This window comes from Cryptosporangium sp. NPDC048952, assembly GCF_043197895.1.
Lineage (GTDB): Bacteria > Actinomycetota > Actinomycetes > Mycobacteriales > Cryptosporangiaceae > Cryptosporangium.
The window spans coordinates 570,069-591,983 of sequence record NZ_JBICTY010000004.1 but is presented as its reverse complement, the minus strand read 5'-3'; the positions used below and the strand labels follow the sequence as shown (position 1 = coordinate 591,983).

At 69.3% G+C, this 21,915-nt stretch carries 27 protein-coding genes and 1 pseudogene; 11 read left to right on the top strand and 17 right to left on the bottom strand.

Annotated features, from left to right (window positions below):
• Positions 1-35: 35 nt before the first annotated feature.
• From ACGFY5_RS25535 to ACGFY5_RS25520, 4 genes and pseudogenes are all read right to left on the bottom strand, one after another.
• Positions 36-1,514 carry an alpha/beta hydrolase gene (locus tag ACGFY5_RS25535; protein ID WP_392723532.1) on the bottom strand — a complete coding sequence of 493 codons (1,479 nt, stop codon included), beginning with the start codon at positions 1,512-1,514 and terminating at the stop codon, positions 36-38.
• A 65-nt stretch (positions 1,515-1,579) separates the two neighbouring features.
• Positions 1,580-1,822: a hypothetical protein gene (locus ACGFY5_RS25530; RefSeq protein WP_392723934.1), complete on the bottom strand. Its 243-nt coding sequence runs from the start codon at positions 1,820-1,822 to the stop codon at positions 1,580-1,582.
• 43 nt (positions 1,823-1,865) lie between these two features.
• Positions 1,866-2,045 (bottom strand): annotated as a pseudogene (locus tag ACGFY5_RS25525) (MerR family DNA-binding transcriptional regulator); the annotation flags it as partial.
• 463 nt (positions 2,046-2,508) lie between these two features.
• Positions 2,509-2,787, bottom strand: a complete 279-nt coding sequence (locus tag ACGFY5_RS25520; RefSeq protein ID WP_392723531.1) for a GlsB/YeaQ/YmgE family stress response membrane protein — start codon at positions 2,785-2,787, stop codon at positions 2,509-2,511.
• A 238-nt stretch (positions 2,788-3,025) separates the two neighbouring features.
• Between ACGFY5_RS25520 and ACGFY5_RS25515 the strand changes: the two genes are divergently transcribed.
• The 3 genes from ACGFY5_RS25515 (at position 3,026) to ACGFY5_RS25505 (ending at position 4,408) form a co-directional block, all read left to right on the top strand.
• Positions 3,026-3,409: an ATP-binding protein gene (locus ACGFY5_RS25515; protein WP_392723529.1), complete on the top strand. Its 384-nt coding sequence runs from the start codon at positions 3,026-3,028 to the stop codon at positions 3,407-3,409.
• Positions 3,410-3,602: 193 nt separating this feature from the next.
• Positions 3,603-4,019, top strand: coding sequence for a phage holin family protein (locus tag ACGFY5_RS25510; protein WP_392723527.1), 417 nt, complete (start codon positions 3,603-3,605; stop codon positions 4,017-4,019).
• Positions 4,016-4,408, top strand: coding sequence for a DUF3618 domain-containing protein (locus ACGFY5_RS25505; protein WP_392723526.1), 393 nt, complete (start codon positions 4,016-4,018; stop codon positions 4,406-4,408). The genes ACGFY5_RS25510 and ACGFY5_RS25505 overlap by 4 nt, the downstream gene beginning before the upstream one ends.
• A gap of 324 nt (positions 4,409-4,732) precedes the next feature.
• Here ACGFY5_RS25505 and ACGFY5_RS25500 read toward each other — a convergent pair whose 3' ends face one another.
• Positions 4,733-5,086, bottom strand: a complete 354-nt coding sequence (locus ACGFY5_RS25500; protein ID WP_392723524.1) for a hypothetical protein — start codon at positions 5,084-5,086, stop codon at positions 4,733-4,735.
• A 101-nt stretch (positions 5,087-5,187) separates the two neighbouring features.
• Positions 5,188-5,643, bottom strand: a complete 456-nt coding sequence (locus ACGFY5_RS25495; RefSeq protein WP_392723522.1) for a TetR/AcrR family transcriptional regulator — start codon at positions 5,641-5,643, stop codon at positions 5,188-5,190.
• Between the two features lie 130 nt (positions 5,644-5,773).
• Here ACGFY5_RS25495 and ACGFY5_RS25490 point away from each other — a divergent pair, with 130 nt between their 5' ends.
• From ACGFY5_RS25490 to ACGFY5_RS25480, 3 genes are all read left to right on the top strand, one after another.
• The gene (locus ACGFY5_RS25490) at positions 5,774-7,273 is read left to right on the top strand and encodes an alpha/beta hydrolase (RefSeq protein WP_392723521.1); all 1,500 of its coding nucleotides are present in this window, start codon (positions 5,774-5,776) and stop codon (positions 7,271-7,273) included.
• A 241-nt stretch (positions 7,274-7,514) separates the two neighbouring features.
• Positions 7,515-7,775, top strand: a complete 261-nt coding sequence (locus ACGFY5_RS25485; RefSeq protein WP_392723913.1) for a hypothetical protein — start codon at positions 7,515-7,517, stop codon at positions 7,773-7,775.
• A gap of 61 nt (positions 7,776-7,836) precedes the next feature.
• A complete protein-coding gene (locus ACGFY5_RS25480; RefSeq protein WP_392723519.1) occupies positions 7,837-8,592 on the top strand; it encodes an alpha/beta fold hydrolase in 756 nt (251 codons plus the stop codon).
• Here ACGFY5_RS25480 and ACGFY5_RS25475 read toward each other — a convergent pair.
• The 5 genes from ACGFY5_RS25475 to ACGFY5_RS25455 form a co-directional block, all read right to left on the bottom strand.
• Positions 8,525-10,552: an iron ABC transporter permease gene (locus ACGFY5_RS25475; protein ID WP_392723517.1), complete on the bottom strand. Its 2,028-nt coding sequence runs from the start codon at positions 10,550-10,552 to the stop codon at positions 8,525-8,527. The genes ACGFY5_RS25480 and ACGFY5_RS25475 overlap by 68 nt on opposite strands.
• Positions 10,549-11,583, bottom strand: a complete 1,035-nt coding sequence (locus ACGFY5_RS25470; RefSeq protein ID WP_392723516.1) for an iron-siderophore ABC transporter substrate-binding protein — start codon at positions 11,581-11,583, stop codon at positions 10,549-10,551. Before ACGFY5_RS25470 ends, ACGFY5_RS25475 begins: the two co-directional genes overlap by 4 nt.
• Positions 11,580-12,410 carry an ABC transporter ATP-binding protein gene (locus ACGFY5_RS25465; protein ID WP_392723514.1) on the bottom strand — a complete coding sequence of 277 codons (831 nt, stop codon included), beginning with the start codon at positions 12,408-12,410 and terminating at the stop codon, positions 11,580-11,582. Before ACGFY5_RS25465 ends, ACGFY5_RS25470 begins: the two co-directional genes overlap by 4 nt.
• A 114-nt stretch (positions 12,411-12,524) precedes the next feature.
• Positions 12,525-13,346 (bottom strand): AraC family transcriptional regulator, encoded by an 822-nt coding sequence (locus ACGFY5_RS25460; protein ID WP_392723512.1) that lies wholly within the window; start codon positions 13,344-13,346, stop codon positions 12,525-12,527.
• 243 nt (positions 13,347-13,589) lie between these two features.
• Positions 13,590-14,237, bottom strand: coding sequence for an NAD(P)-dependent oxidoreductase (locus ACGFY5_RS25455; RefSeq protein ID WP_392723511.1), 648 nt, complete (start codon positions 14,235-14,237; stop codon positions 13,590-13,592).
• 73 nt (positions 14,238-14,310) lie between these two features.
• On the opposite strand from ACGFY5_RS25455, the gene ACGFY5_RS25450 reads away from it, so the two are divergent.
• On the top strand, positions 14,311-14,697 hold the full coding sequence (locus tag ACGFY5_RS25450; RefSeq protein ID WP_392723509.1) for a winged helix-turn-helix transcriptional regulator: 387 nt from the start codon (positions 14,311-14,313) through the stop codon (positions 14,695-14,697).
• Here ACGFY5_RS25450 and ACGFY5_RS25445 read toward each other — a convergent pair.
• A complete protein-coding gene (locus tag ACGFY5_RS25445) occupies positions 14,694-15,245 on the bottom strand; it encodes a TetR/AcrR family transcriptional regulator (protein ID WP_392723508.1) in 552 nt (183 codons plus the stop codon). The two genes, ACGFY5_RS25450 and ACGFY5_RS25445, sit on opposite strands and share 4 nt — an antisense overlap.
• Before the next feature lie 82 nt (positions 15,246-15,327).
• Between ACGFY5_RS25445 and ACGFY5_RS25440 the strand changes: the two genes are divergently transcribed.
• Positions 15,328-16,248, top strand: coding sequence for an NADP-dependent oxidoreductase (locus ACGFY5_RS25440; RefSeq protein WP_392723506.1), 921 nt, complete (start codon positions 15,328-15,330; stop codon positions 16,246-16,248).
• Positions 16,249-16,257: 9 nt separating this feature from the next.
• Positions 16,258-16,830 (top strand): GNAT family N-acetyltransferase, encoded by a 573-nt coding sequence (locus tag ACGFY5_RS25435; protein WP_392723505.1) that lies wholly within the window; start codon positions 16,258-16,260, stop codon positions 16,828-16,830.
• Here the strand turns inward: ACGFY5_RS25435 and ACGFY5_RS25430 are convergent.
• Both ACGFY5_RS25430 and ACGFY5_RS25425 read right to left on the bottom strand, forming a co-directional pair.
• Positions 16,827-18,299, bottom strand: a complete 1,473-nt coding sequence (locus tag ACGFY5_RS25430) for an asparagine synthase (protein ID WP_392723503.1) — start codon at positions 18,297-18,299, stop codon at positions 16,827-16,829. The genes ACGFY5_RS25435 and ACGFY5_RS25430 overlap by 4 nt on opposite strands.
• 181 nt (positions 18,300-18,480) lie before the next feature.
• The gene (locus ACGFY5_RS25425) at positions 18,481-18,630 is read right to left on the bottom strand and encodes a hypothetical protein (RefSeq protein ID WP_392723501.1); all 150 of its coding nucleotides are present in this window, start codon (positions 18,628-18,630) and stop codon (positions 18,481-18,483) included.
• Positions 18,631-18,717: 87 nt separating this feature from the next.
• On the opposite strand from ACGFY5_RS25425, the gene ACGFY5_RS25420 reads away from it, so the two are divergent.
• Positions 18,718-20,046 carry a helix-turn-helix domain-containing protein gene (locus tag ACGFY5_RS25420; RefSeq protein WP_392723499.1) on the top strand — a complete coding sequence of 443 codons (1,329 nt, stop codon included), beginning with the start codon at positions 18,718-18,720 and terminating at the stop codon, positions 20,044-20,046.
• Between the two features lie 43 nt (positions 20,047-20,089).
• On the opposite strand, the gene ACGFY5_RS25415 is transcribed toward ACGFY5_RS25420, so the two are convergent.
• Positions 20,090-20,362, bottom strand: a complete 273-nt coding sequence (locus ACGFY5_RS25415) for a hypothetical protein (protein ID WP_392723498.1) — start codon at positions 20,360-20,362, stop codon at positions 20,090-20,092.
• Between ACGFY5_RS25415 and ACGFY5_RS25410 the strand changes: the two genes are divergently transcribed.
• On the top strand, positions 20,351-20,794 hold the full coding sequence (locus ACGFY5_RS25410; protein WP_392723496.1) for a MarR family winged helix-turn-helix transcriptional regulator: 444 nt from the start codon (positions 20,351-20,353) through the stop codon (positions 20,792-20,794). The genes ACGFY5_RS25415 and ACGFY5_RS25410 overlap by 12 nt on opposite strands.
• Here the strand turns inward: ACGFY5_RS25410 and ACGFY5_RS25405 are convergent.
• Both ACGFY5_RS25405 and ACGFY5_RS25400 read right to left on the bottom strand, forming a co-directional pair.
• The gene (locus tag ACGFY5_RS25405; RefSeq protein ID WP_392723494.1) at positions 20,777-21,568 is read right to left on the bottom strand and encodes a hypothetical protein; all 792 of its coding nucleotides are present in this window, start codon (positions 21,566-21,568) and stop codon (positions 20,777-20,779) included. The genes ACGFY5_RS25410 and ACGFY5_RS25405 overlap by 18 nt on opposite strands.
• A complete protein-coding gene (locus ACGFY5_RS25400; protein WP_392723492.1) occupies positions 21,568-21,912 on the bottom strand; it encodes a hypothetical protein in 345 nt (114 codons plus the stop codon). Before ACGFY5_RS25400 ends, ACGFY5_RS25405 begins: the two co-directional genes overlap by 1 nt.
• Positions 21,913-21,915 lie beyond the last annotated feature (3 nt).

Here is a 21,915-nt window from a genome sequence, read left to right as displayed (position 1 = left end):
CCGGAGGCAGCCCGCGCAGGTAGATCTGTCCGGCGCTACTGCGCGCAGTACAGGTCCCGCTGCGGACGCTTGCCCGTGGTGAGGAAGTTGTTCATCGCGTCGCTGGCACACGTGTTGGCGCCGAATCCGTAGACGCCGTGCCCACCCTGGTCGACCGTCACCATGCGGGCGCGGTCACCGAACGCCTTCCGGAGCTTGCGGGCGTTGACCAGCGGCGTGCCGGGGTCACGCTCGTTCTGCACGATCAGCACGTTCGACGGACCGTTGTCAGTGATCGGGACCTTGGATTCCGCGGACGGGTTCTGCCAGTAGGCGCAGGCGGAGATGTTGGCGGACGCGGCCCCGAGCAGCGGATAGCGGATGCGGTCGATGGCGACATCGCGCTGGTAGTTGGCGACCGAGCTCGGCCAGTCGGACTCTCCGCAGATCACGGCGAACCGGGCGGCGATGACGTTCTGGATGTCCGCGCCGTCGGTAGGCAGCTTCGGCTCGACGCCTTTGTTCAGGAACTGCCACATCGTGGCAAGGGCGTCGAGATCGCTGGTGTAGAGCTTGCTGAAGGTGACTCCTCGGAAGACCGACTCTGTGAACGTGCCGACCGGCTTGCGGTAGAGCCGATCGGCCAGCTCGTGATACTTCTTCGTCACCTGCTCAGGCGTGTCGCCGAGTCCGTACTCCGGGTGCGACGCAGCGAACTCCGCGAAGTCGGGGAACCGGTCTTCCATCCCTCGAGCCAGGCCGCGCATCGCGGTGATGTCGTACCCATTGGGCCCCAGAGCACTGTCCAGGACCACCCGGTCGGTGGTCTTCGGGAACAGGCTGGCGTACACCGCTCCGAGGTACGAGCCGTAGGACACACCCAGGTAGGAGGCAGTGGGTTCGCCCAGCGCCTGCCGGATGGTGTCCATGTCCCGCGCGGTGTTCGCGGTGGTCATGTGCGGCAGCATCCAGCTGGTCTTCGCGTTGGCGCACTGCGCGGCCTCGGCCTTCGCGACCTTCGCCTGGTTCGCCACGTCAGCGGAATTGCGTGCGTAGGGAAGGTTGCTGATCGCGATCTGCTCGGGCGTCACATTGCACGTGACCGGGGTGCTGCGCCCGACACCCCGAGGGTCGATCCCGATGATGTCGTACTGCTCACGCACACTCGCCGGAAACGGCGCCGGGAGGCCCTTCAAGGAGAAGAGCTGCGGGGTATCCAGCCCCGAGCCACCCGGGCCGCCCGGATTGGTCAGTAGCACACCCCGGCGCTTCTCGGGGTTCGTACTCGGCAGCCGCGAGATCGCGATGGTGATCTTCTTACCGTCTCGCTGCTGATAGTCCAGTGGGACCTGCACTGTCGTGCACTGCAACTCCGGCAGACCCGGCGTCGCCGATAAGGCGGTGGCGGGGCACTTTCCCCATTTCAGCTCCTGGGTTGCCCCGGCTGGGGCGGAAGTTGCGTCCGACACCGTCGGAATGACCACAGCGGCCGCCGCCACGGCGCCGCACGCCGTTGCCAGTAATACCTTGCGCATGAAGACCTTCCCTCGTTGTTCCAGCCGTACGTGATCCTCTTTTGCCATAGTCTTTTATGCCAAAACTATGACGTTTGGGCCGGGTACACGATGGCGTTCACGCGTTGGAGGACGTCACGCTGCGCCGAGTTGTGGAGCTCGGCGATCCCTTGGACGACGACCGCCCAGATCCGCGGATCGCCGCCCGACCGGGCCCGTTCGGCGAGCTCGTGCAGCCGCGGGTGTTCGCGGTGCTGACGCTGCACCTCGAGGGCGAACCGCTCCGCGAGGTTCTGCCGGGCCTCCTCGCTCGCGTCCTCCGTCAGCACGTCGAAGTCCTGCTCGGCTGCACTCCGAGGCGTCTTGTGCAGCTCCCGGTAGGCGTCGGATACGCAGTAGCCGGATCAGATGGGCCACTCGGTACCGCTTGTATCCGTTCGCGCCCCGCTCCGGTTCCGGGAGCAAGCCGACCCGGTGGTAGTGCCGGACGGTCTTCACCGTGGTACCGGCGAGGTCGGCCAGCTCGCGGGTGCTCCAGCCCACTTCCACGATCGGTCCTCCCCTCGACGGCGTCTGGTCCCAGGAAAGACCGCGCCCTAGGGGCAGGCTCAAGAGGCAACGCAGTGATCTAGGGCACTAGGCCACTGACGTGATCCGCACCGTGGCGGACCACGACCAACGCTGCGGAGGCCCGTACACCGACTTCCTCGCCGCAACCGCGGTGACGGGGCCTCGAGGTGGCCGACCAGGCCATCAGTGGCCAGGGTAGTGAGTAGCGGGTCAACCGAAGAGCGCGACGGGAATCAGCGCGGGGTGACGTCGTACTTCGCAATGCCGCACGCCCTGGCCCACGAGGCCCGCACCCCGGGCCGGCACGCGAAGGCCCACGCTCGCAGGAGTGACCAGCCGTGCGGCGCCGCCGGGCGCCCGGCGGCGCGCGACCGACCCGGCGTCGATACCAACACCGAGGGCCGGCCGCGCAGAACGCGGCCGGCCCTCGGTGGAGATGCGGGGATCAGACGGAGCGGCGACCGCGACGGCCCCAGAACCCAGCAACCAGGGCGACGCCGACCGCAGCGAGCACGATCTGGAAGATCAGCTCGATCCAGTCGAAGCCATCGGTGTCGGCCACCCCGGCACCGCGGGCGATCGCGGTGCCCAGCAGCGCGGCGACGATGCCGATGATGATGGTGAGCCAGATCGGGATGTTCTGCTTGCCCGGAACCACCAGGCGTCCCAGGGCGCCGATGATCAGGCCGACGACGAGCGCGGAAATGATGCCGGCAACAGTCACTGGTTACTGCCTTTCCTTGTCGCCGCACGGCGTGCGGCGTAGTCGGTCGGCATGATGCCCCGTCCACATTCGCGCAAACCTCAATGACGTTCCGAACCGTCCCCTTCAAGGTCTCGAAATAGTCACGCCGGGGCACGTTTACCTATTCGTTCCATTCACAACACCGGTGCGTGTTTCGCCTGCTGCCTGCGGAGCTATCCCGACGTTGCTCGTAGGCCGACGACGGGAGGGACAAGGCATGACCGGGTCCGGTGACCAGTGGGAGGAGACGTTCCCGCCCGACCCGGCGGTGACTCCCGGCATCCGCCGTCGAATCCGTGGCCTGCTCAGTGAGTGGAAAATCGCGGACCCGGCCGCCGAGGACACGGTGCTGGTGGTCCAGGAACTCGTGGCCAACGTGATCGACCACGCCCGCACACCGTTCCGGGTCATCGTGCAGATGTGCGGGTCAGTGGTGAAGGTGTGCATCCGTGATTACAGTGCGACGCCGATCAATCCGCGCGAGCGGGACACCGGCGCATTCCGGGGCCGTGGACTGCAATTGGTCGCCGGGCTATCGCAACAGTGGGGATGTGAGCCGGAAGAGCCCGGAAAGACGGTGTGGGCAGCTATTCCGGTCTGAACGTCGAATACCCCTATCGGCGCCGGGCATCGGGCGAATCGTCGGCGGTGTCCGCGATGTGGATCACCCGTGGGCGGCGGTCGCCCCAGGTGAAACGCTACGTCCACTGAGGTAAGGGCGTTCCGAATCGATTGAGTCGCCTATCGGCCGGGTATCCCGGGACGAACTTCCGCCCCCGCCACGAGGAGGCCCCATGGCTCAACCCGCCGGCTCCCCTGCCGATCCCGGTGACCTTTCCACCGGCGAACTGATCACCCGCATCACCGGCCAGGTGTCCACCCTGGTGCGCGACGAACTCGCCCTCGCCCGGATCGAACTGACCCAGAAGGGCAAGAAGGCCGGCGTCGGTGCCGGCCTGTTCGGTGGCGCGGGCGTCGCCGCGCTCTACGGGGTCGGCGCGCTGCTGACCGCCGCGATCGCCGCTCTCGCACTCGTCCTGCCGGTGTGGGCATCGGCGCTGATCGTCGCCGCCGTCCTGTTCGTCGTCGCGGGGATCGTCGCCCTGCTCGGCAAGAAGAACCTCTCCCAGGCCACACCGCCGGTGCCGGCCGAAGCCGTCGAAGGCGTCAAGACCGACGCCGCAATCATCAAGGAGCACGCACACCGATGACGACCTCCCCTCCCGCCAAGCCCGAACCGTCCACTGATCCCGACGCCCTTCGTGCCGAGATTGCCGAGACCCGCGCCGACCTCGGCGACACCGTCGACGCACTCGCCGCCAAGGCTGACGTCCGCGGACGCGCCCAGGCCCGCTTGGCCGATACGCGCGCCCGCGCCCGGCAGGCGACCGCCAGAGCCAACGTCACGGTCCGCGCCAAGACCGGCCCGGCGGTGGAGAAAGCCCGCACCTACACCACCACCGCCCGGCAATCGGCGGCCGACAGCAGCCCCCGTACCCGCGCGCTGACCGGCGCGGGTGCCGCAGCTGCGCTCCTTCTCGTGTTGGTCGGTGTCCGCCGCCGGCGACGCGCTGCCCGCACCCCGTGGTACCGACGCTGACCTTCCCATTGGTCAGGCGGGTGGACGGGCGCCCGCCTGACCAGCTGCCCGCGTCAGGCGTCGATGGTTTTCAGCGTGGCGGCACTCCAGCTGAGGGTGGCTGATCCATCCGTGACGCGGACTTCGCCGTCGGTCCATCGGATCTCGAGATCCCCGCTTCCGACGAACGGATTTTTCTCGACGAGATACCGACCGGAGCCGGGGTGGTGATGCCGACGTACAACGCGCGCCGGGGTTTGCGTTGCGCCACACCGAGCGCGTCGGATGCCGTCATGTCCCGCAGAGTACGAACCGCAGGCCACCGGCCCAGGTGGACGACGGGAATCATCGGGACACTGCCCGCTCGATCAGCTCGACGGTCGCGGCCGGGTCAGGGACCTCGACGACGAGGCGGGCGTAGCGCTCGTCGGTGAGGGCGATGACGACGGCTCGGGCGCCGTCGCGGATATTCCAGAAGACGCGCTCACCGTCCTGGTGAAAGGTGCCGGCCGTGAGCACCCCGGGCAGATGCGTGCCCGGCGCCCGCAGGCCTTTCGGGTCGGCCTTGATACCCGGGTCGGCCGTGGCGCCGCGCACGTTGACCAGCGGGATCGCCAGGCGGCTCTTGAGCGACCAGAGCTTGTCCATACCTTCGATCTCAACGACGAGGTCGTCGCCGGCAATGCTCACGGTAGCCATGAGATTGGTCCTTTCATCAGCCCAACGGCACCGGCCGAGGGCAGGGCGAGTCACAGAAACGAGTACTGACCAGCAGCGCGGCGTCTGCCGCCGAACCGCAGCTACGGCTGGTCAGCGGCCGCGCGCCTGCGCAGCCGCGCACCCAGCAGCGCATCCAGCGCGTTCCGCGCAGGCAGCGCAGCCGGCTCCGCCTCCGATCCCGGCAGGGCCTGCTCCAAGGCCTGCCACGCCTCGGACACCAGCGCGGTAACGTCGACATCGACAGGCGCACGCTCCACCGCCGCCAGTAGCAGCAGGTCGAGCCCCGGATCGTCGACAACGTCGTGACCCGCGGCGAGCCGCTCGACCACCAGCGGCAACTGGTGATCGAGGTACCACCGCAGAGCGGTGAGATACAGCCCCCGCTTGCTCCCGAACGTCTTGTACAGACTGTTGCGGTGCACCCCCAACTGCTGAACGAGGTCATCAACAGACACCCCGTCATAGACCCGGCTGGCGAACAACGCCACTGCCGCGGCCGTGACGGCCTGCTCATCGAACCCTCTGGGGCGTCCCACGCCCACGACGTTAGCCATTAAGGAACGACCAGTCAAGAACGATCATTCCTCAATCAGAACGAGCCCTTGACTCGGTCCTAGGGACACGGTTTCTCCTGGAGACCCACGCGTCGACGAGGAAGGCTGGAGAATGCTCAGGTCCCGGTTAGGTGCGGCCCTCGCTGCCGCCGCGATGGTCCTCGCCGCCTGCAGCGAGCCACCCGCGAAGGCACCGACCCCGGACCCCCTCAGCTGGTCCCCGTGCGAGCCGAAGCTCGAGTGCGCCACCGTCACGGTGCCCCTCGAGTACACCGACCCCGACGGAGAACAGATCCCGCTCGCGGTCATGCGCCACCGCGCCACCAACCCGGCCCAACGCATCGGCGCACTGTTCTTCAACCCGGGAGGCCCCGGGGTAGCCGCCACCGACACGGTGACGGCCCTGTTCTCCCCGGACATCCTGGCCCGCTTCGACATCATCGCCATGGACCCCCGCGGCGTAGGACGCTCCCGAGCCGTCCGCTGCCTCACCGACGAGCAACGCGCCGCCGCACTCGCCGCCGACCTCGACGCGAACCTTCCCGGCGGGAAACCGCTCCCGCAACTGATCGCCGACGCCAAGACGTTCACCAAGGGCTGTGCTCAACACCAGAGCCGCGAATTCCTCGCCAGCCTTTCCACCGACAACGTCGCCCGCGACATGGACCAGGTCCGCGAAGCGATCGGCGAGGACCAGATCACCTACTACGGCGTCTCCTACGGCACCGTGGTCGGCCCCACGTACGCCACGCTCTTTCCCGACCGCGTCCGCCAGATGGTGATCGACGCGCCCGTCGACACCGAGAAGTGGCGCGCGAACTCGCTCGAGTTCCTCGACGAGGTGGCAGTGGCCAGCGAGAGGACCCTCGACGCCTGGCTGGCGGCCTGCCGCGCCGAGAAGTGTCCTTTCGACACAGACACCCTCGACGCGCTGATCGTCCAGCTGGAAGCGCGCCCGTTGAAGGTCGAGCCGGTCCAGGGCCTCACCCCGGGCGGCACGCTCGACGGCGCCAAGGCACGCGAGGCCATCCGCGCCGCTGCCGGTGCAGCGGCCACCTGGCCGGTGCTGACGGCTGCTCTCCTCGCCGCGCAACAGGGCAATGGCACTCCCCTGCTCTTCCTGTGGACGGCAATCACCGTGTCGCCGTTCCCGGTACCGACGGCCGGTAACGAGGTCCACAACGCGGTCCGCTGCGTCGACTGGAGCACCCCGACCGACGTGGCCGCGCACACTGCCGCCGCCGCCGAAGTCCAGGAACACGCGAAACGCATCGGTACCGAAGCCGCCTACGCCGCCCTGAACTGCGCCTTCTGGCCCACGGAGAACAAGGACCGCTACACCGAGCCGCTCACCGCAGCCGGCGCCCCGCCCATCCTGGTGATCGGCGGCCGCCTCGACCCCGTCACCCCACACCACTGGGCCGAAGCCGTCGCCCACACCCTGCACCACGCGGTCCTGCTCACCCGCGAGGGCGTCGGCCACGGCTCCTACCGCTCCAGCGGCTCCTGCGTCGACACGGCAGTGGACGAAGCACTGATCAGCAAGAAGCTCCCCACCGACGGAACCGTCTGTCAGCCGGACAAGCCCGCTACAACGATCCCCACGAAGTAGCCACCTCTGCGGAGGTTCTCAGGGGCTCGAGGGCGGCAAGGAGCAGGTCGAGGCCGAAGATGAACTCCTCCGCCGGGTCGTAGCCGACAGCGACGAGCGCCGCGGCGGACTCGTTGAGGCTGGGGAATTCTGCTGGCCTACTACGCGGCCAACCGCGACGCGGTCGCGATCGTCTCCGGTCTGGTGGCCCTCCGCCGACGGGCTCACCGAGCCGACGGCCGCGTTCGAGCTCGGCTGGCGGATTCACGCGGCGGCGTTCGCGCTGGCGCTGCCGACGCTCGGCACCACCTGCATCGGCTCGGCCCTCGCCGCGCACGCGAGTGGGCTGACTCCGGCTTGGCTGCGCCTGCTGGGCACGGTGGGCGGGAGCCTGCTGCTCGCCGCGGGGCTGGGCAACCTCGCGATCGCCGTCGGCTCGCCGCTGATCTTCGTCGGACTCCTCGGGTTCCTCGCCTGGCTCGTCTGGCTGCTGGCAACCGGCGCGCGCCTCGTCCGAGCGTGACCGAGATGAGAGCGGCGCAGGCCGCCGACGATCTCACGAGCACCTGGAACGATCGACCACCATGAGGAACCTGTACTCGGAAGTCGCCGGAAACGGCGACCCCGTGCTCCTGCTGCACGGCGGCTTCTGCTCGCTGGAGTCCCTGAGAGCCCAGTCCGACGCGCTGGTCCCTGATCACCGCGTCCACGCGTTCGAGCGCCCCGGCCACGGCCGCTCCCCCGACATCGACGGCGAGTACAGCTACGCGCAGGGCCTCGCGGACACGATCGCCTACTGTGAATCCGCCAACGTCACGAACGCGCACGTCATCGGCTACAGCGACGGCGCGATCATCGGCCTCCTGCTCGCCCTCGCACATCCCGAGCGAGTGCGCTCACTCACCGCCATCAGCGCCAACCTCGACCCGTCCGCCTTCACGGACACCAGCGCTCCCGTGCTCGATACGCCCGAACAGAACCCGCGGCCCGACGTCGAGCGGATGCATTTTGAACGCCTGTCGCCCGACGGACCAGAACACGCCGACGCCGTACTCGCCAAACTGTTCCGCCTGTGGACCAGCGAGCCCCACATCACCCCCGAGCAACTAGCCCGGATCACCGCACCGGTCCTCGTCATGTCCGGCGACCGCGACACGATCCCACCCGGCCACAGCCTGAAAATCGCCGCATCGATCCCCGGCGCCCAGCTGTGCATCGTCCCCGGAACCACTCACCACCTGATCGCCGAGCGCCCCGACCTGATCAGCGACCTCATCCGGACCTTCCTGACCGACGCAGCAGCCACACGAAATACGGGGCTCCGATCAGCGCCATCATGAGCCCCGCCGGGATCTGCGCCGGAGCGATCACCGTCCGCCCCAACGTGTCGGCAACACCCACGAGCAGTGCGCCGATCAGCATCGCCACCGGCACGATCCGCCCGTGCCGCGCGCCCACCAGCCCCCGCGCGATGTGCGGCGCCACCAGCCCGACGAACCCGATCACCCCGACCGCGATCACGCTCACCACCGCCGCGGACGCCGCGATCGTCAGCAGCGACAGACGCGTGACCTCCCGGCGCACCCCGAAGATCGCCGGCGTGTCCTCGTCGATCGCCAGCAGATCCAGTTCACGCCGCATGCCCAACACCACGGGCGTCGCCACCAGCAAAGCAACACCCACCGGCAGCACGTCGACGAACGTCCGGCCGTAGGTGGTGCCCGACAGCCACGTCAGGATGCGCGGGGTGTCCCACGGGTCGGCGCGCAGCAGCAGGAACGTGCTGATGTCGGTGAGCGCGTAACCGCAACCGATGCCGATCAGCAGGAACCGGTCGGGAAGCAGGCCACCACGCCACGCCAGCGCGACGATCACAGCGAACGTCGCGAGTCCGATCGCGACCGCAGCGACGATCAGTGCCGGACGCCCGCCGACACCCGACGTCACCACGATCACCGCGCCGAGCCCCGCACCAGCCGTGATACCGAGAATCCCTGGCTCGGCCAGCGGATTCCGGACCGTCCCCTGCACCACCGTCCCGGCCAGCGCAAGCGCCGCACCGGCGGTCACCGCAGCCGCCACCCGCGGAGCCCGGTCGTCGAGCGCACTGGCGATCAGATCCGGCGCCGTGCCCTGCAGCCAGAGCGCGATGTCACCGGTCCGCAACCACAGACTGCCGGCCAGCAGTCCCACCACAGCAACTGCCACCAACAGCACAACCGCCACACTGACGACGCTCAGAAAGCGCCGCCGCGAATGAACGGCGACGTGCGCCCGCGGCGCCTCCCGAGCGGCCCCCGCGTCCCGCAACCGGAGCGCGAGAACCACGATGACCACGGCCCCGAGCAGCGACGTCGGAATGCCGGTGGGAATCGACGCAGCGGCCCGCGCGCCCATCACCGCGCGGAGCACGACGTCGGCCACGAGCACGAGCAGAGCACCGGCCAGCGCGCACGCCGGAATCAGGAACACGTGCCGGCCGTTACCCCTGGCCACCAGCCGCACGATGACCGGCGCGGCCAGACCGACGAATGCGATCGGCCCGGCCAGCGTCACCGAAACACTCGTCAGCAGCACAGCGGAGACCACCGCAACGATCCGCGTCGACCGGATCGGCACACCCAGCGAGGCAGCCGCGTCGTCCCCCAGACTCAATATGTCGAGCCGTCGAACAAGCACAAAGGCAACTACCAGTACGACGACGATAATCGGCGCGGCGCGGAGAGCGGCATCGATGTTGAGTTGGGCCAGTGAGCCGCTCCCCCACGCGTACAGGCCGGTGGTGCTCTCCTTGAACAGGATCAGCAGCATGGCGGTCGCCGCATCGAGCGCCAGCGCGACCGCCGACCCGGCCAGGATCAGCCGCGTCGAGCCGATGCCCGACGCCGTACCGGCCAGGCCGAGCACGAGTCCCGCGGCGAGCAGACCACCGCCGAACGCCACGGCGCCCGACGCCCACAGCGGCACGGCGAGCCCGAGGACCGCGACCACGGACAGGGCGAAGTACGACCCGGCGGTGACCGCGAGGGTGTCCGGAGCGGCCAACGCATTACGGGTGACCGACTGCAGCAGCAACCCCGCCGAACCGAGCGCCACGCCGACCGCGATCCCGGCGAGCACGCGCGGCACGCGGGAGCCGGTCAGGATGTCGCTGAGCGGTACGCCCCCGACCTCGTCGCGCCCGGAGACCAGGTCCCAGAACCCGACCCCGGACGTGCCCTGCGTGACGTGCCACAGCCCGGTGACCACAACCGCGACGAACAGAACAACGAGGACGATCGCCCCGCTGCGCCGCCTCACTTCGCGGTCAGGATCTTCACGTACGCGTCGACCGCCTCCTCGTTCGACTTCGGGCCGCCGGCGCCCCACACACCCGCGGGGAACGGGTACGCGCGTCCCTCTTTCACGGCCGGCAGCGCGGTCCAGATCGAGCTCTTGCGCAGCTCCTTGACGTAGCTGTCGGGAGTGTCGTCGTCGCCGTAGAAGAGGGTCGCGTTGCCGACGGCGGTGAGACCCTCGATGTCGGTCTGCGCCAGACCGTAGGCGGGATCGACGCCGCCGCTGCCGTAGGCAGCATTGATCTTGTCGGTCCAGGCCGGGGTCATGCCGAGTTGCGCGCCGAGTTCAGTGAACAGCGCGCCCGTGCCGTACGGGCGGATGACGACGTTGCCGCTCTCGATCCAGCCGTCGAAGAACAGGAAGTTCGTGCCGGTGACGTCGACCTTCTTCTTCGCCTCGGCGAGGTGCTGGTCGAACTGGCGCAGCACCAGGTCGGCGCGCTCGGACCGGCCGGTGGCCCGGGCGATCATCGAGAACACCTTCTTCATGTTCGCGATCTGCCCGGACGTGTCGGCCCCGACGGTGGCGAGCACGGGGACGCCACGCTTCTCGAGCTTGGTGATCATCTCGTCGTCGGCTTTGAACGCTTCGACGACGATCAGGTCGGGCTTCGTCGCGTAGAGCGCGTCGAGGTCGGGCTCACCGCGCTCGCCGGCGTTGACGACGCTCGCGGGCAGCTTCTCCGCCTTGACGTAGGTGGCGTAGCCCTTGGGGTCGGCGGCGGCGACCGGGGTGAGGCAGAGCGTGAGCAGGTCCTCGGTCTGCTGCCACTCCAGCACCGCGACGCGCTGGGCGGGCTTGGGCAGCGTCACCGTGCGGCCGACGCCGTCGGTCAACGTCACCGGGCCGGTCGACGTCGTCGTGGTGTCGTCGGCGCAGCTCTGCGAAGCCGGGGCCTTTTCGCCGGCGGGGGCGGCCTCGTCGACCGACGTGGTGCCGCAGGCCGTCACCGTGACGGCGAGCGCGGCAAGAATGACCGCGAGGCGTTTCATGGGTGTCTCTCTCCGGAAATGGTGCGGGTACGGGCGGGATGCCGCCCGACCGGGTCGATGCGCAGACGGCCGGTGCGCGCGTCGACGTCGACGTCGACGCGCAGGTCGTAGACCTCGGTGAGGTTCTCGGCGGTGAGGACGTCCAGCGGGTCACCCGCGGCGTGGATGAGTCCGGCGCGCAGGAGCAGGAGCGTGTCGGCGACCCGTGCCGCGTGGTCGAGGTCGTGCAGCACGATGCCGATGGCGATGCCCTGCTCGTCGGCGAGGTCGCGGACGAGGTCGAGGATCTCGACCTGGTACCGCAGGTCCAAGTGGTTGGTCGGTTCGTCGAGGAGCACGGCGCCGGTCTCCTGGGCCAGGCAGGCGGCGAGCCAGACCCGCTGCATCTCACCGCCGGAGAGCTCGCCGACCGGCCGCTCGGCCATGTCCTGCACACCGGTGACGGTCATCGCGCGGCTCACCGCGTCGCGGTCCGCCGGTGACGGGCCGGCGAAGCGGCGTCGGTGCGGGTGGCGTCCGAACGAGACGACCTCGTGGACCGTCAGCCCGTGCGGTGCCGGGCGCGACTGCGAGAACAGCGTGACTTCCCGCGCGAACTCGCGGGCGTTGAGGAGCGACGCGGGCTTCTCCCCGACCAATACCTGGCCGCCGTCGACCTGGTGCAACCGGGCGAGGGCCCGCAGCAGCGTCGACTTCCCGCTGCCGTTGGGCCCGACCAGCCCGGTCACGCGACCGGGCGTCAGCTCCACCGAGACGCCGTGGACGACAGCCGTCTTCCCGTAGCGGAGCTCCAGCTCGTCTCCGCGCAAGAAGGCGGCCGTGGACATGCGTCAGCTCCGAATCGTCAGGCAGGTAAGGGTTGCCTTGCCTTCGGGACGCTAAGCGATGTTCCCGATGTCGGCAATCCCGCAGTCAGGACAGCGGATACGGGATTCGGGACATCAGCCGCGAAGCGAGAGCGCGCCGGGGGTCACCTTCATCACTCGGCGGAACGCTGCGATGAACGTGCTCGGCTGCGAGTAGCCGAGCCGCTCCGACACCTCGCGCACGTCGGCACCCTCGGACAGCAGCGTCAACGCCTGGTGGATGCGCAGCGCCTGCCGCCACTGCGCGAACGACAGCCCGGTCGCCTCACGGAACGCCCGGGTGATCGTCCGGTCGCTCACTCCGAGTAGTGCCGCCCACTCCTGGAGGCCGCGCTCGTCGGACGGGTCGCGGAGGAGCGCCTCGGCGATCGTGTCGATCCGCGGATCTCCGGGCAGCTCCAGGGCGAACTGCCGGTCCGCGGGCTCGAGCACGTCGAACACGACCGTCTCGGTGCGGACCCTCGCTCCGGCGTCGAGGTCGCTGCGCCTCAGGCGCTCCAGCAGCGACTCCAGCAAGGGCGTCATCGCGATCGACGTCGGCTCGGCGAACTGCACCGGTGTGCGGTCGGGGGCGAAGAACGCGTTGGACAACTGGGAGGCCGCGGTGAGCCGGCCCCCGTGGACCACGCCGGCCGGGAGCCACAGGCCGAAGCCGGGCGGCACGGTGACGATGTGTTTGCCGATCCGGGAGGTCAGCGTCCCGCCGCGCGCCCACACCAGCTCGTGCATCGGGTGCGAGTGCGGCGGCCACTCCGTCGGCACGCCGGTGGTCTCCGACTCGGCGACGATGACGTGCGGCGTCGAATCCCCCGCTGGCGTCACGGCGCGTCGGACCACAGTGCCGGGGTCACGTCGCCAGGTGCTCAGACTCAACCCGGCGTGGACGTGCGCGACCATGTCGACGAGCCTACGCGCGAGCGATCACGAGGTCCTCGCCTCCGATCGGACCGAGGAGGCGCGGCGATGGGCGAAGTAGCGTCCCGACGTCGACGTTCCGGAGCCGCACCCCGGGCCACGATCGAAGCGCGGTTGACGCCGCAGCGCCGTACGAACCGCAGTGGAGTCAGGACCCCCGGTGATCGTTCCGGCGCGCTGGCCGACGCGCGCGTCGGCGCGCCGGGGGCCCAGACCGACTGGTGATCAGTGTCCGATGTTGACCTGCGCCCGGTGGTACTCGCCCTTCTCGATCAGGTCGACGAAACCCAGCGCGTAGTCCGGGGCGGAGATCGCACCCCCGTCCTCGGGCGCGACAGCGACCTCGTCGCCGAGCCGGTAGCTGCCGGTGCGCTCGCCGGGCAGAAACGCGCCGAAGCGGAGTGCCGGGCTCACGAACACCCAGTCGAGGCTCTCGGGCGTGGCCGGTAGGTCCTCGAGGATGATCGCCGCGCCCATCCGGATCTCGTCGTGGAACTGCTCCGGGTAGCCGCTCAGGTCGGTGACGAAGCGGTCCGCGCCGGGTGCCGGGCGGAGCGTCGAGTAGCCGCCGACCACGTACAGCGGCACACCCGCGGCGTCGACGAGACGCGCGAGCGTGCGGTTGACGTCGCGAAAGGTGTGGGAAAGCGAGCCGCGGGGCGCGAGGGCAGCCACGACGACCTCCGCGCCCTCGATGGCCCGGGCGAGCGATGCTTCGTCGGAGGCGTCGCCCTGGAGGTAGGTCACGCCCGAGACGGGCGCCTCGGGGAGCGAGCGGCTCAGCACGGTGACCTGGTGACCGCGGCCGGCGGACTCCGCGACGATCGCGGAACCGGCGTATCCGGTGCCGCCGATGACGGTGATGCGAGACATGTGATGCCTTCCTTCGGAGCAGCTTGTGCACTTACCGTAGGAAAGCTGGTCTCTACTGGGAAGAAGGCACCTTGTGGTAACCACCCCGCCCGAGTTCGTCCTCCGGGGCGGCCCGTACCGCGCGGACTGCCCGACGCGGCGCATCATGGACCGCATCGGTGACCGTTGGACGGTGCTGATCGTGGTCGCGCTCTGGGACGGCAGCGCCCGCTTCTCGGAGCTGCGCCGGCGCATCGAGGGCATCTCGCAGAAGATGCTCACGCAGACGCTGCGCGGTCTCGAGCGCGACGGGCTCGTTCACCGCACGGCGTATCCCGAGGTTCCGGTGCGGGTCGAGTACTCGCTCACCGAGGCGGGCCGAACCCTGCGCGAGCCACTGCGCGCCCTGCAGGACTGGTCGATCGCCCACGTCGAAGACATCGCCGCAGCCCAGGAGGCCTACGACAGCGCCGACCGCTAGGGCCGGAGGCGCAGGCCGTCCATGAGGATGTCGAGCAGGCGGCTCGCGCGGGGAGCCGGCGGGCGGGCCACGGTGAAGATGCCGATGAGGTTGGCAGCGATGTCCTCGGCGGTGACGTCGGCGCGGAGCTCACCCGCCGCGCGACCGGCGTCGAGAATGTCGTCGATGGCGTGGAGCAGTTGCTTCTGGGTTTGAGCGTGGGCGATCTCGCCTGCCTCGACCATCGCGAGCAGCGTGTCGACCATGCCGTTCTTGGTCGCGATCCAGTCCCCGAACAGGTCCATCCAGCGGCGCAGGGCCACCGCGGGCGGATGCTCGGCGAGCAGCTCGCGGGCGCCGGCGGTGAGCCGCTCGACCTGGTCGCAATAGACCGCATCGACCAGCGCCTCCCGGGTCGGGAAGTGCCGATAGAGCGTGGCGATGCCGACCCCGGCTTCGCGCGCGATCGCGCGCATCGACGGCTGGGCGTCGGCGGACACGAACACGCGGGTGGCCGCTTTCAGCAGCTCGTCGCGGTTACGGGACGCGTCTGCCCGGAGTTCGCTCATCAAAAGGATCATGCTCCGGTTACGTGTTACGGTGGATGACGTAAACGGAGCATAGTCCGTTTCGAGTTCTTGGAGATGCGCAGTGACTTCCCACGCTGTTCTGCTCGATTCGTTCGGCGGCCCCGAGGTTCTCGACGTCCGCGAGGTGCCGGCGCCCGAGGCAGGCCCGGGCCAGCTCCGCGTGCGCGTCGCCGCGGCGGGACTGAACCCGATGGACTGGTTCATGACGTCCGACGCCGCCACCGCCGCCCGCTTCGGCCTGAGCCTGCCGTGCGGGTTCGGATCCGACTACGCCGGAATCGTCGACCAGGTCGGTGACGGCGTGACCGGCTTCGCCGTCGGCGACCGCGTGTTCGGCTGCGCGATCTCCCGCTCGATCGCCGACCACGTCGTCGTGGATGCGGCCGGAAGGGTGGCGGCGGGCAGCGACGTGCACCACACGCCCGACGGCGTCGACGACCGCACCGCGGCGACGCTGGGCATCGCGGGCTGCACGGCCGCCGCCGCCCTTGCCGTGGTCAATCCCGGTCCCGGCGACACGGTGCTGGTCGGCGGTGCGGGAGGCGGCGTCGGCGTGTTCACCGTCCAGCTCGCCCGCCGCGCAGGCGCGCGGGTGATCGGCACCGGATCAGCGACGTCGGCCGACGCTTTGAGGGCCCTCGGCGCGGAGCCGGTGGTCTACGGCGACGGTCTGGTCTCGCGGCTCCGCGACGCGGGCGTCACTGCGGCGATCGACCTCTACGGGACCGAGACGGTGCTGGCGGCCCGGGAGCTCGGGGTTCCCGACGAGCGCATCACGACGATCGCGGGCCAGATCGACGGGATCACGTCCGCGAACGGCGCCAATGCCGCACCGAGCGCGATCGAGGAGATCGCCCGGCTGGTCGCGGCGGGCGAGGTTCGGGTGCCGATCGAGGCGACCTACCCGGTCGAGCAGATCCGCACCGCAGTGGAGCTCCAGGCCGGCCGCCACGTGCACGGCAAGATCGTCATCGACCTTTGAAGTCACACGGTGGATTTCCGCGAAGCGACAGCCGACGACGTTCCACAGCTCACCGCCATGATCCGCGCCCGTGGCGAGTGGATGACCGCCCGCAACATCCGGGGCGGCGAGGGCTGGTCCCGACGCGCCGACAGCCTCGCGCGGCAAGCCGCCGACCCGACCTTCCCCGTCTGGGTTCTCGTCGACGGCAACCGCGTCGTCGGCTGCACCAGCTTCTACGACGCCGTGCCGGCGTGGCTGTGGACCGACGAGGCCGACCGCGCCGAACCGTCGATCTTCCTCGCCACGTCGGTCACCGATCCCGACTACGCCGGACGACGGCTGGCCTGCCTGATGGCGTGGTCAGCCCTCGACCTCGCCGACCGACGCGGCCAGAAATGGGTGCGACGCGGGACCGGCCCCGACCCTGGTTTGGTGCGGTACTACAGCGAGGTTCAACGCTTCGACCTGGTGCGGACCGGCGACTTCCACGGCGACACCGGCTACGGCCTCCAACGCCGCGCCGCACGCCAGCCACACCTCGCCGAATGGCTCGCTGCGGGCGCGGTGCCTGCCGGCGCCATGCCCGCCGGACCCGGCTAGGCCGCTGCGGCTATCGCCAAGTGCATCGCGGCGACCTCATAGAGCTCGACGTCCCGGCTTGCGGCCTTGCCGGCGTTGACACGCCCGACAGCACTGCGGAGACCATCCGGGTCGATCAGCCGCTGGTCGAAGAGCGGCGACCCGGTCGCGAGCATCCCCGTCAGAAGTGGGGTGATGTTGCGCGGCAGGGCCCACTCGACCACCGTCCGGAAGTTCTCCCGCAGCAGCGGGTTGGTGATCTCGGGACCGAACCCCGCCCGGGTCAGCCTCGCTCGGTGCAGGTACTTCAGACGCCGCCACTCTGGCGGCAACCATTCACCGAATCGCGCCAAGCTCGGATCCGCGAGCGGATGGATCGGCCATAGACCGGCATGCAGTATGAGCGGCGCACCGCACCCGAACGCCAGCAGCGACATCTCGTTCACGACGCTCGCCGGGGCGATTCCCTCGTCCGGCGTCCTGGCGAGCTCCACTGCATCGGGTCCGACCCATTCCTGAATTGGACGGTCCGCACCGACGGCTGGCTTCGGTTCTTCTTCTTCGGTCACGGCGACCATCTCGTCACCGCCCACGCCGGTCACAACGGTCGTGATCCCTGCACTGGCCAGTCGACTCAGCATCTCGACCGTCGCCGGTTGATGCGGATCGTCGAACGGTCTCATCCGGTGTCCGTGCTCGGCGACCCAGCTCGACGCAAGCGGCGTGACCCCGGATTCGATGACCGGGACCTGGATGTCGCTGGCGTACACGCCATCGCCGGTAAGGATGCCGCGACGGCGTCGCTGCTGTGCACCGGACGCCCCTGGCAGCAACATCGCCGCGGCGGTTGCCCGGCCCGGCCACAGGTGCGCAACCGACAATGCTGTATTCGCCGAGTCCAACCCGCCAGAAAGTTGTACTCCGAGCAGGCAAGGGTCGAGTGGCCGGCGCCGGAGGACGTCAGCCAAGAGATCTTCGTAAGCGTCGAGAATCTGATCCGAGTCGACTCCGTCAGCTAGCGACCGTGCAATTGAATGTGGGGCCGGCTCGGGAAGATCAAACCTGAGCCGCGCTCCGTCCCAGATGGCAACCGCACGTTCGGTGAGCCGGCGCACGTCAACGAACAATGTGGCCGCGGTATATCGGAATCGCATCGTCAAGTGGCGAGCCGCTTCTCGCGCATCGAGCCGCTCAGCGTCGACGGAGTCGGTGAGGTCGAGAATTTCCCATGAGCCGCGCAGCGTGTCGTCGTCCACAGCGAGATAGATCGGGGCAACCCCCAGAACTCCTGCGGCTATGCGGACATGATCCGCTAAGACTTCAACAAGAACGTAATCTCCTGGCCAGTCGACGGCACCAGCCCTGACTCGGTCATAAGCGGTAGGGCTGACCGAGGAAACCGCGATCGGGACAGGCCCAGGCCCGGCCAGTCGCTCGCGAACGACGGCGAGCATGCGATGCCCGTCGTCATAGACAGCCGTCTCGAGCATGGAATGTGGGTACGGCCTGAGAACTGAGCGGCCATCGGTCAATCGCCGTCCGTCCCAGACCCAGACTCGCGGACCAGGGGACGTGCGCAATGAAAACGTAAGCATGCGAAGCTCCTCCATTACGTGACCTGAATGGACAGGTGCTCGGCCGAGCCATTGCCGGTCCGGCCGAGCACCTGAATCAGTCCTTGATCTCGTCGCTGGTGTGGTTGGTGTCGCTGCTGCCGTTCTCCTTCTTGTAACCGTGGCGGTTCGCGACCGACGGAACACCGAGAATTACCTCGCCCCCGAACAGTGCGGCGACGAATGGCGGCATTGTGACGTGCTCCATGACGGACTCCCTGTCGGAGGTGTACCGCCCGGCGTGTCCGGGCGGCCCCTTCAGGACAGCGCGTCATCGGGTTCAAATCGAGAACTCATGCAGGCTGTGCACCTCGTATGCAACGTCTGCACGGAGCCTGTGTTCGGGAGATCCCACAGCGTAATCTCGATAAGCCTGCGCGCGGAGGGAGACCCCCCGATGAACGTTGCGCTCCACCCCACCACTAGTCGCATTCCTCGCCGATGCACCGTGATGCGCACCTACCGGGGCAGGGCAGGGCTCACTCAAGCCGAACTCGGCGACCTTCTCGGCTGCTCAGCTTCCACCGTGTCCCGACTCGAGGCACGCGGTGCTGAGCGCGCCGACGTCGACACGCTCCAGCAGATCGCCAACGTGCTGCGCATTCCGCCGGACGAACTCGGCCTGGCACCGCGCGGCAGGCCCACCACCGGGGGGCGGACCGGTATGGTCGGCGCGACGACGAGGGGAGAGGACATGCGACGCCGGATTCTGCTCGGCGGAATGCTCGGAATCGCCGCCACCGGAGCGACCGCTGGCCCTCACCTCGTGTCCGCCGTCCTCAACCCCAGCGGCGACCTCCCGGCCGCCGAGATCCCAGCGCAACTCCGTCGTGCCATCACCGCGTTCGCCACCGGACATTACGGCGACGCCGCCCGGCTCCTTCCTCCGGTGATCGCCGCTGCCCAACAGTCCCCGAGGCTCGCATCGGCCCTCATCCACGGCTATGCACTTGCATCACAGGTTGCGGTCAAGACCAATGAGAACGATCTCGCGGGCGTCGCCGCCGATCGAGCACTAGCCGCAGCACATCGAGACGGTGATCCTGTATTGATCGCGGTCGCAGCACAGCGCGTAGCAGTGGCCCTGCGTCGCGACAATCATCCGACGGAAGCCCTCGCGCTTCTCACCGGCGCAATCGACAGCCTTACCGAACCCACGACGTTGCCGCTACGCGGGCAGCTCTTGCTCACCGCGTCGTACACCGCGGCGGTCGGCAACGACAGCGCCGTGGCCACCTCGATGCTCACCGACGCCGAGCACATCGCGTCGCGCGTGCCCGCAACCGCTCGATTCAGCCCGGCGATCGCCGCTGGATACGGGATCTCGATTCATACCGTGCTCGGAGACACTGCCACTGCTCTGGACTACGCGGCCGGCATTCGGGCAGGGCAACTCCCCACGCCAGAACGCATCGCACGGACCGCGGTCGACGCCGCACACACCTGGGACCTTCACGGCAAACCTCAGCGAGCAGTCGCCGCGCTCGTCGCTGCGGAACGTGCCGCTCCTGAAGAACTCCGCCGTGCCAGCGTCCGTCGACGTGTGGTCGGGATGCTTGACCGGCCCGGACCGATCCCTCCCGGCCTCCGCGAACTCGCTACGCGCACAGGTGCGTTGGTCTGAGGGACGACCATCGAATCGTCCGACTGAGACCGTAGCCGCCCGCTCACGGGCGCGTTTGGTGACCAGCCCCGTCTCGGCGGACTGCAGTGTCGCTGGACGGGCCGCCGGTCGCGGCGTGGCTGGCCAGCAGGGCGAGCGCGTCGGCGTCCGGGCTGCCTGGCTCCGCGTGGTGAACGGTCAGCGTTAGCCCGCTGCCGTCCTCGAGCCGGAACGTCTCGTAGTCGACCGCGAAGTCGCCCACGACAGGGTGCCGGAACGTCTTGCGGCCGGTCGACTTCACCCGCACGTCCTGCTGCGCCCCCAATTGGGCCTGCACGACGCGGTCGACCCGGCGGCCTATCCGGTGCTCAGCGGCATCGACCGCTACGGCCCGTCGACGGCCGCCGCGCTCGGCCACCGCATCGGTCTCGACCGCTCGATCGTCAGCCGCCGAGCAGCCCGCCTGACCGCCGCCGGCCTCGTGTCGGCCGCTCCCGACGCGTCCGACGCTCGCGCCGTGATCCTGACGTTGACCGAGCCCGGGGCCGCGATCGTGGACGTCATGCGCCAACGGTTGGCCTCGGCGATCGACGAGCGCCTGGCCGACTGGGACGAAGCGGATCGCGACGCCTTCGCCGCACTGTTGCACCGCTTCGTCGCCGAGGGGCCGCTGCGTCAACCAGGGGGCCGCGTCACCGACCCGGCCAGCCGGAGCAACCGGGACGGGCGGGCGTCCCAGACCGCGGCGCCCTCATCGGAACACGCGTAAGCGGGGTAGCCGTTCCGGAGCACACCGCGCAGACCTGGGGCGCCCAGCGCGTCCGCAGACCACTCGAACAGCGGGCCCAACCGGGGAAGGATGACGCCGAAATCGAGCAGCCGCCCGAACCCCGAGTTCGCTCTTCAGGTAATGAGCGACGTCCTCGGACAGCGGATACTTGTCCGGAAGGATCCGGGACAGCTGCATGAAGATCCCGGTCATCCCCAGCCTCGGGTCACCCAGCACCGGGGCGAGCAGCCTGAGCCGGCCCAGCGCCAACCGGGGCGCGGCAACCAGCGCATGGGCGAAAAGCACACGCACAAGGATGACGTTCATGAAGAACTGCTCGGTCGACGACTCCGAGACCGCTAATTCCCGGTGCCGCAGATAGCCACCCACGACGCTGGCATTGTGAGCCCGATACCAGGCCACGGCGGTGGGCCGGTCCGCGAAGTCGAGCCAGTACTCGACCGCAGGTGACGACGGCTGCCCGGCGCGTCCGGAGAGCAGCGCGATCGTCTCGCAGCCGTCCCGGAGCAGTCCCTCGTTCACCGCACGGAACCAGGGGCTACCCGGACGTACGGCGCCGTCGGGCTCGAGAAGCCCCCGACGGATCTGCCAGTGCATGAACGACCGTGCCGCCCGGCGGTACGGCAGGTGGCGCGGGGCGACGCCGGTCGGGCCGAAGTACGTCCGGTCGTGCAGGGCCAGGCGAGCGGCCGGGTCGTCGCGGGCGGCGGAGACCTGCGCGTCGGCCCAGGACACAGCGTCGTGGCCGGTCATCAGACGAGGTGCGCCACGGTCGTCGCCGCGCGCCCGAAGGCCGCCACGGCGGGAGAACGGCTCCCCTCCTGCCACGCCACCGCCGGCGTGACCGACGGGGCGTCCTCGATCACCCGGTAGGCGATCTCAGCGTCCGGGTCCACGGTGTCGTTCGCCTGCGCGAGCAGTTCGACCGGATCGGCGGGGCAGCCGTTGGGGAGCGTCCGGCCGGCCGGATCGGCTATCCGTCCGTGCGATCGCGACGCCAGCGGGTCGCTCGCCGCGAGGACGGCCATCCAGGGCTCGTACACCAACTCCCGCCCCTCGCGTACGGCCTGTGCTGGCGATGAGCCGCGGACCGTCACCAA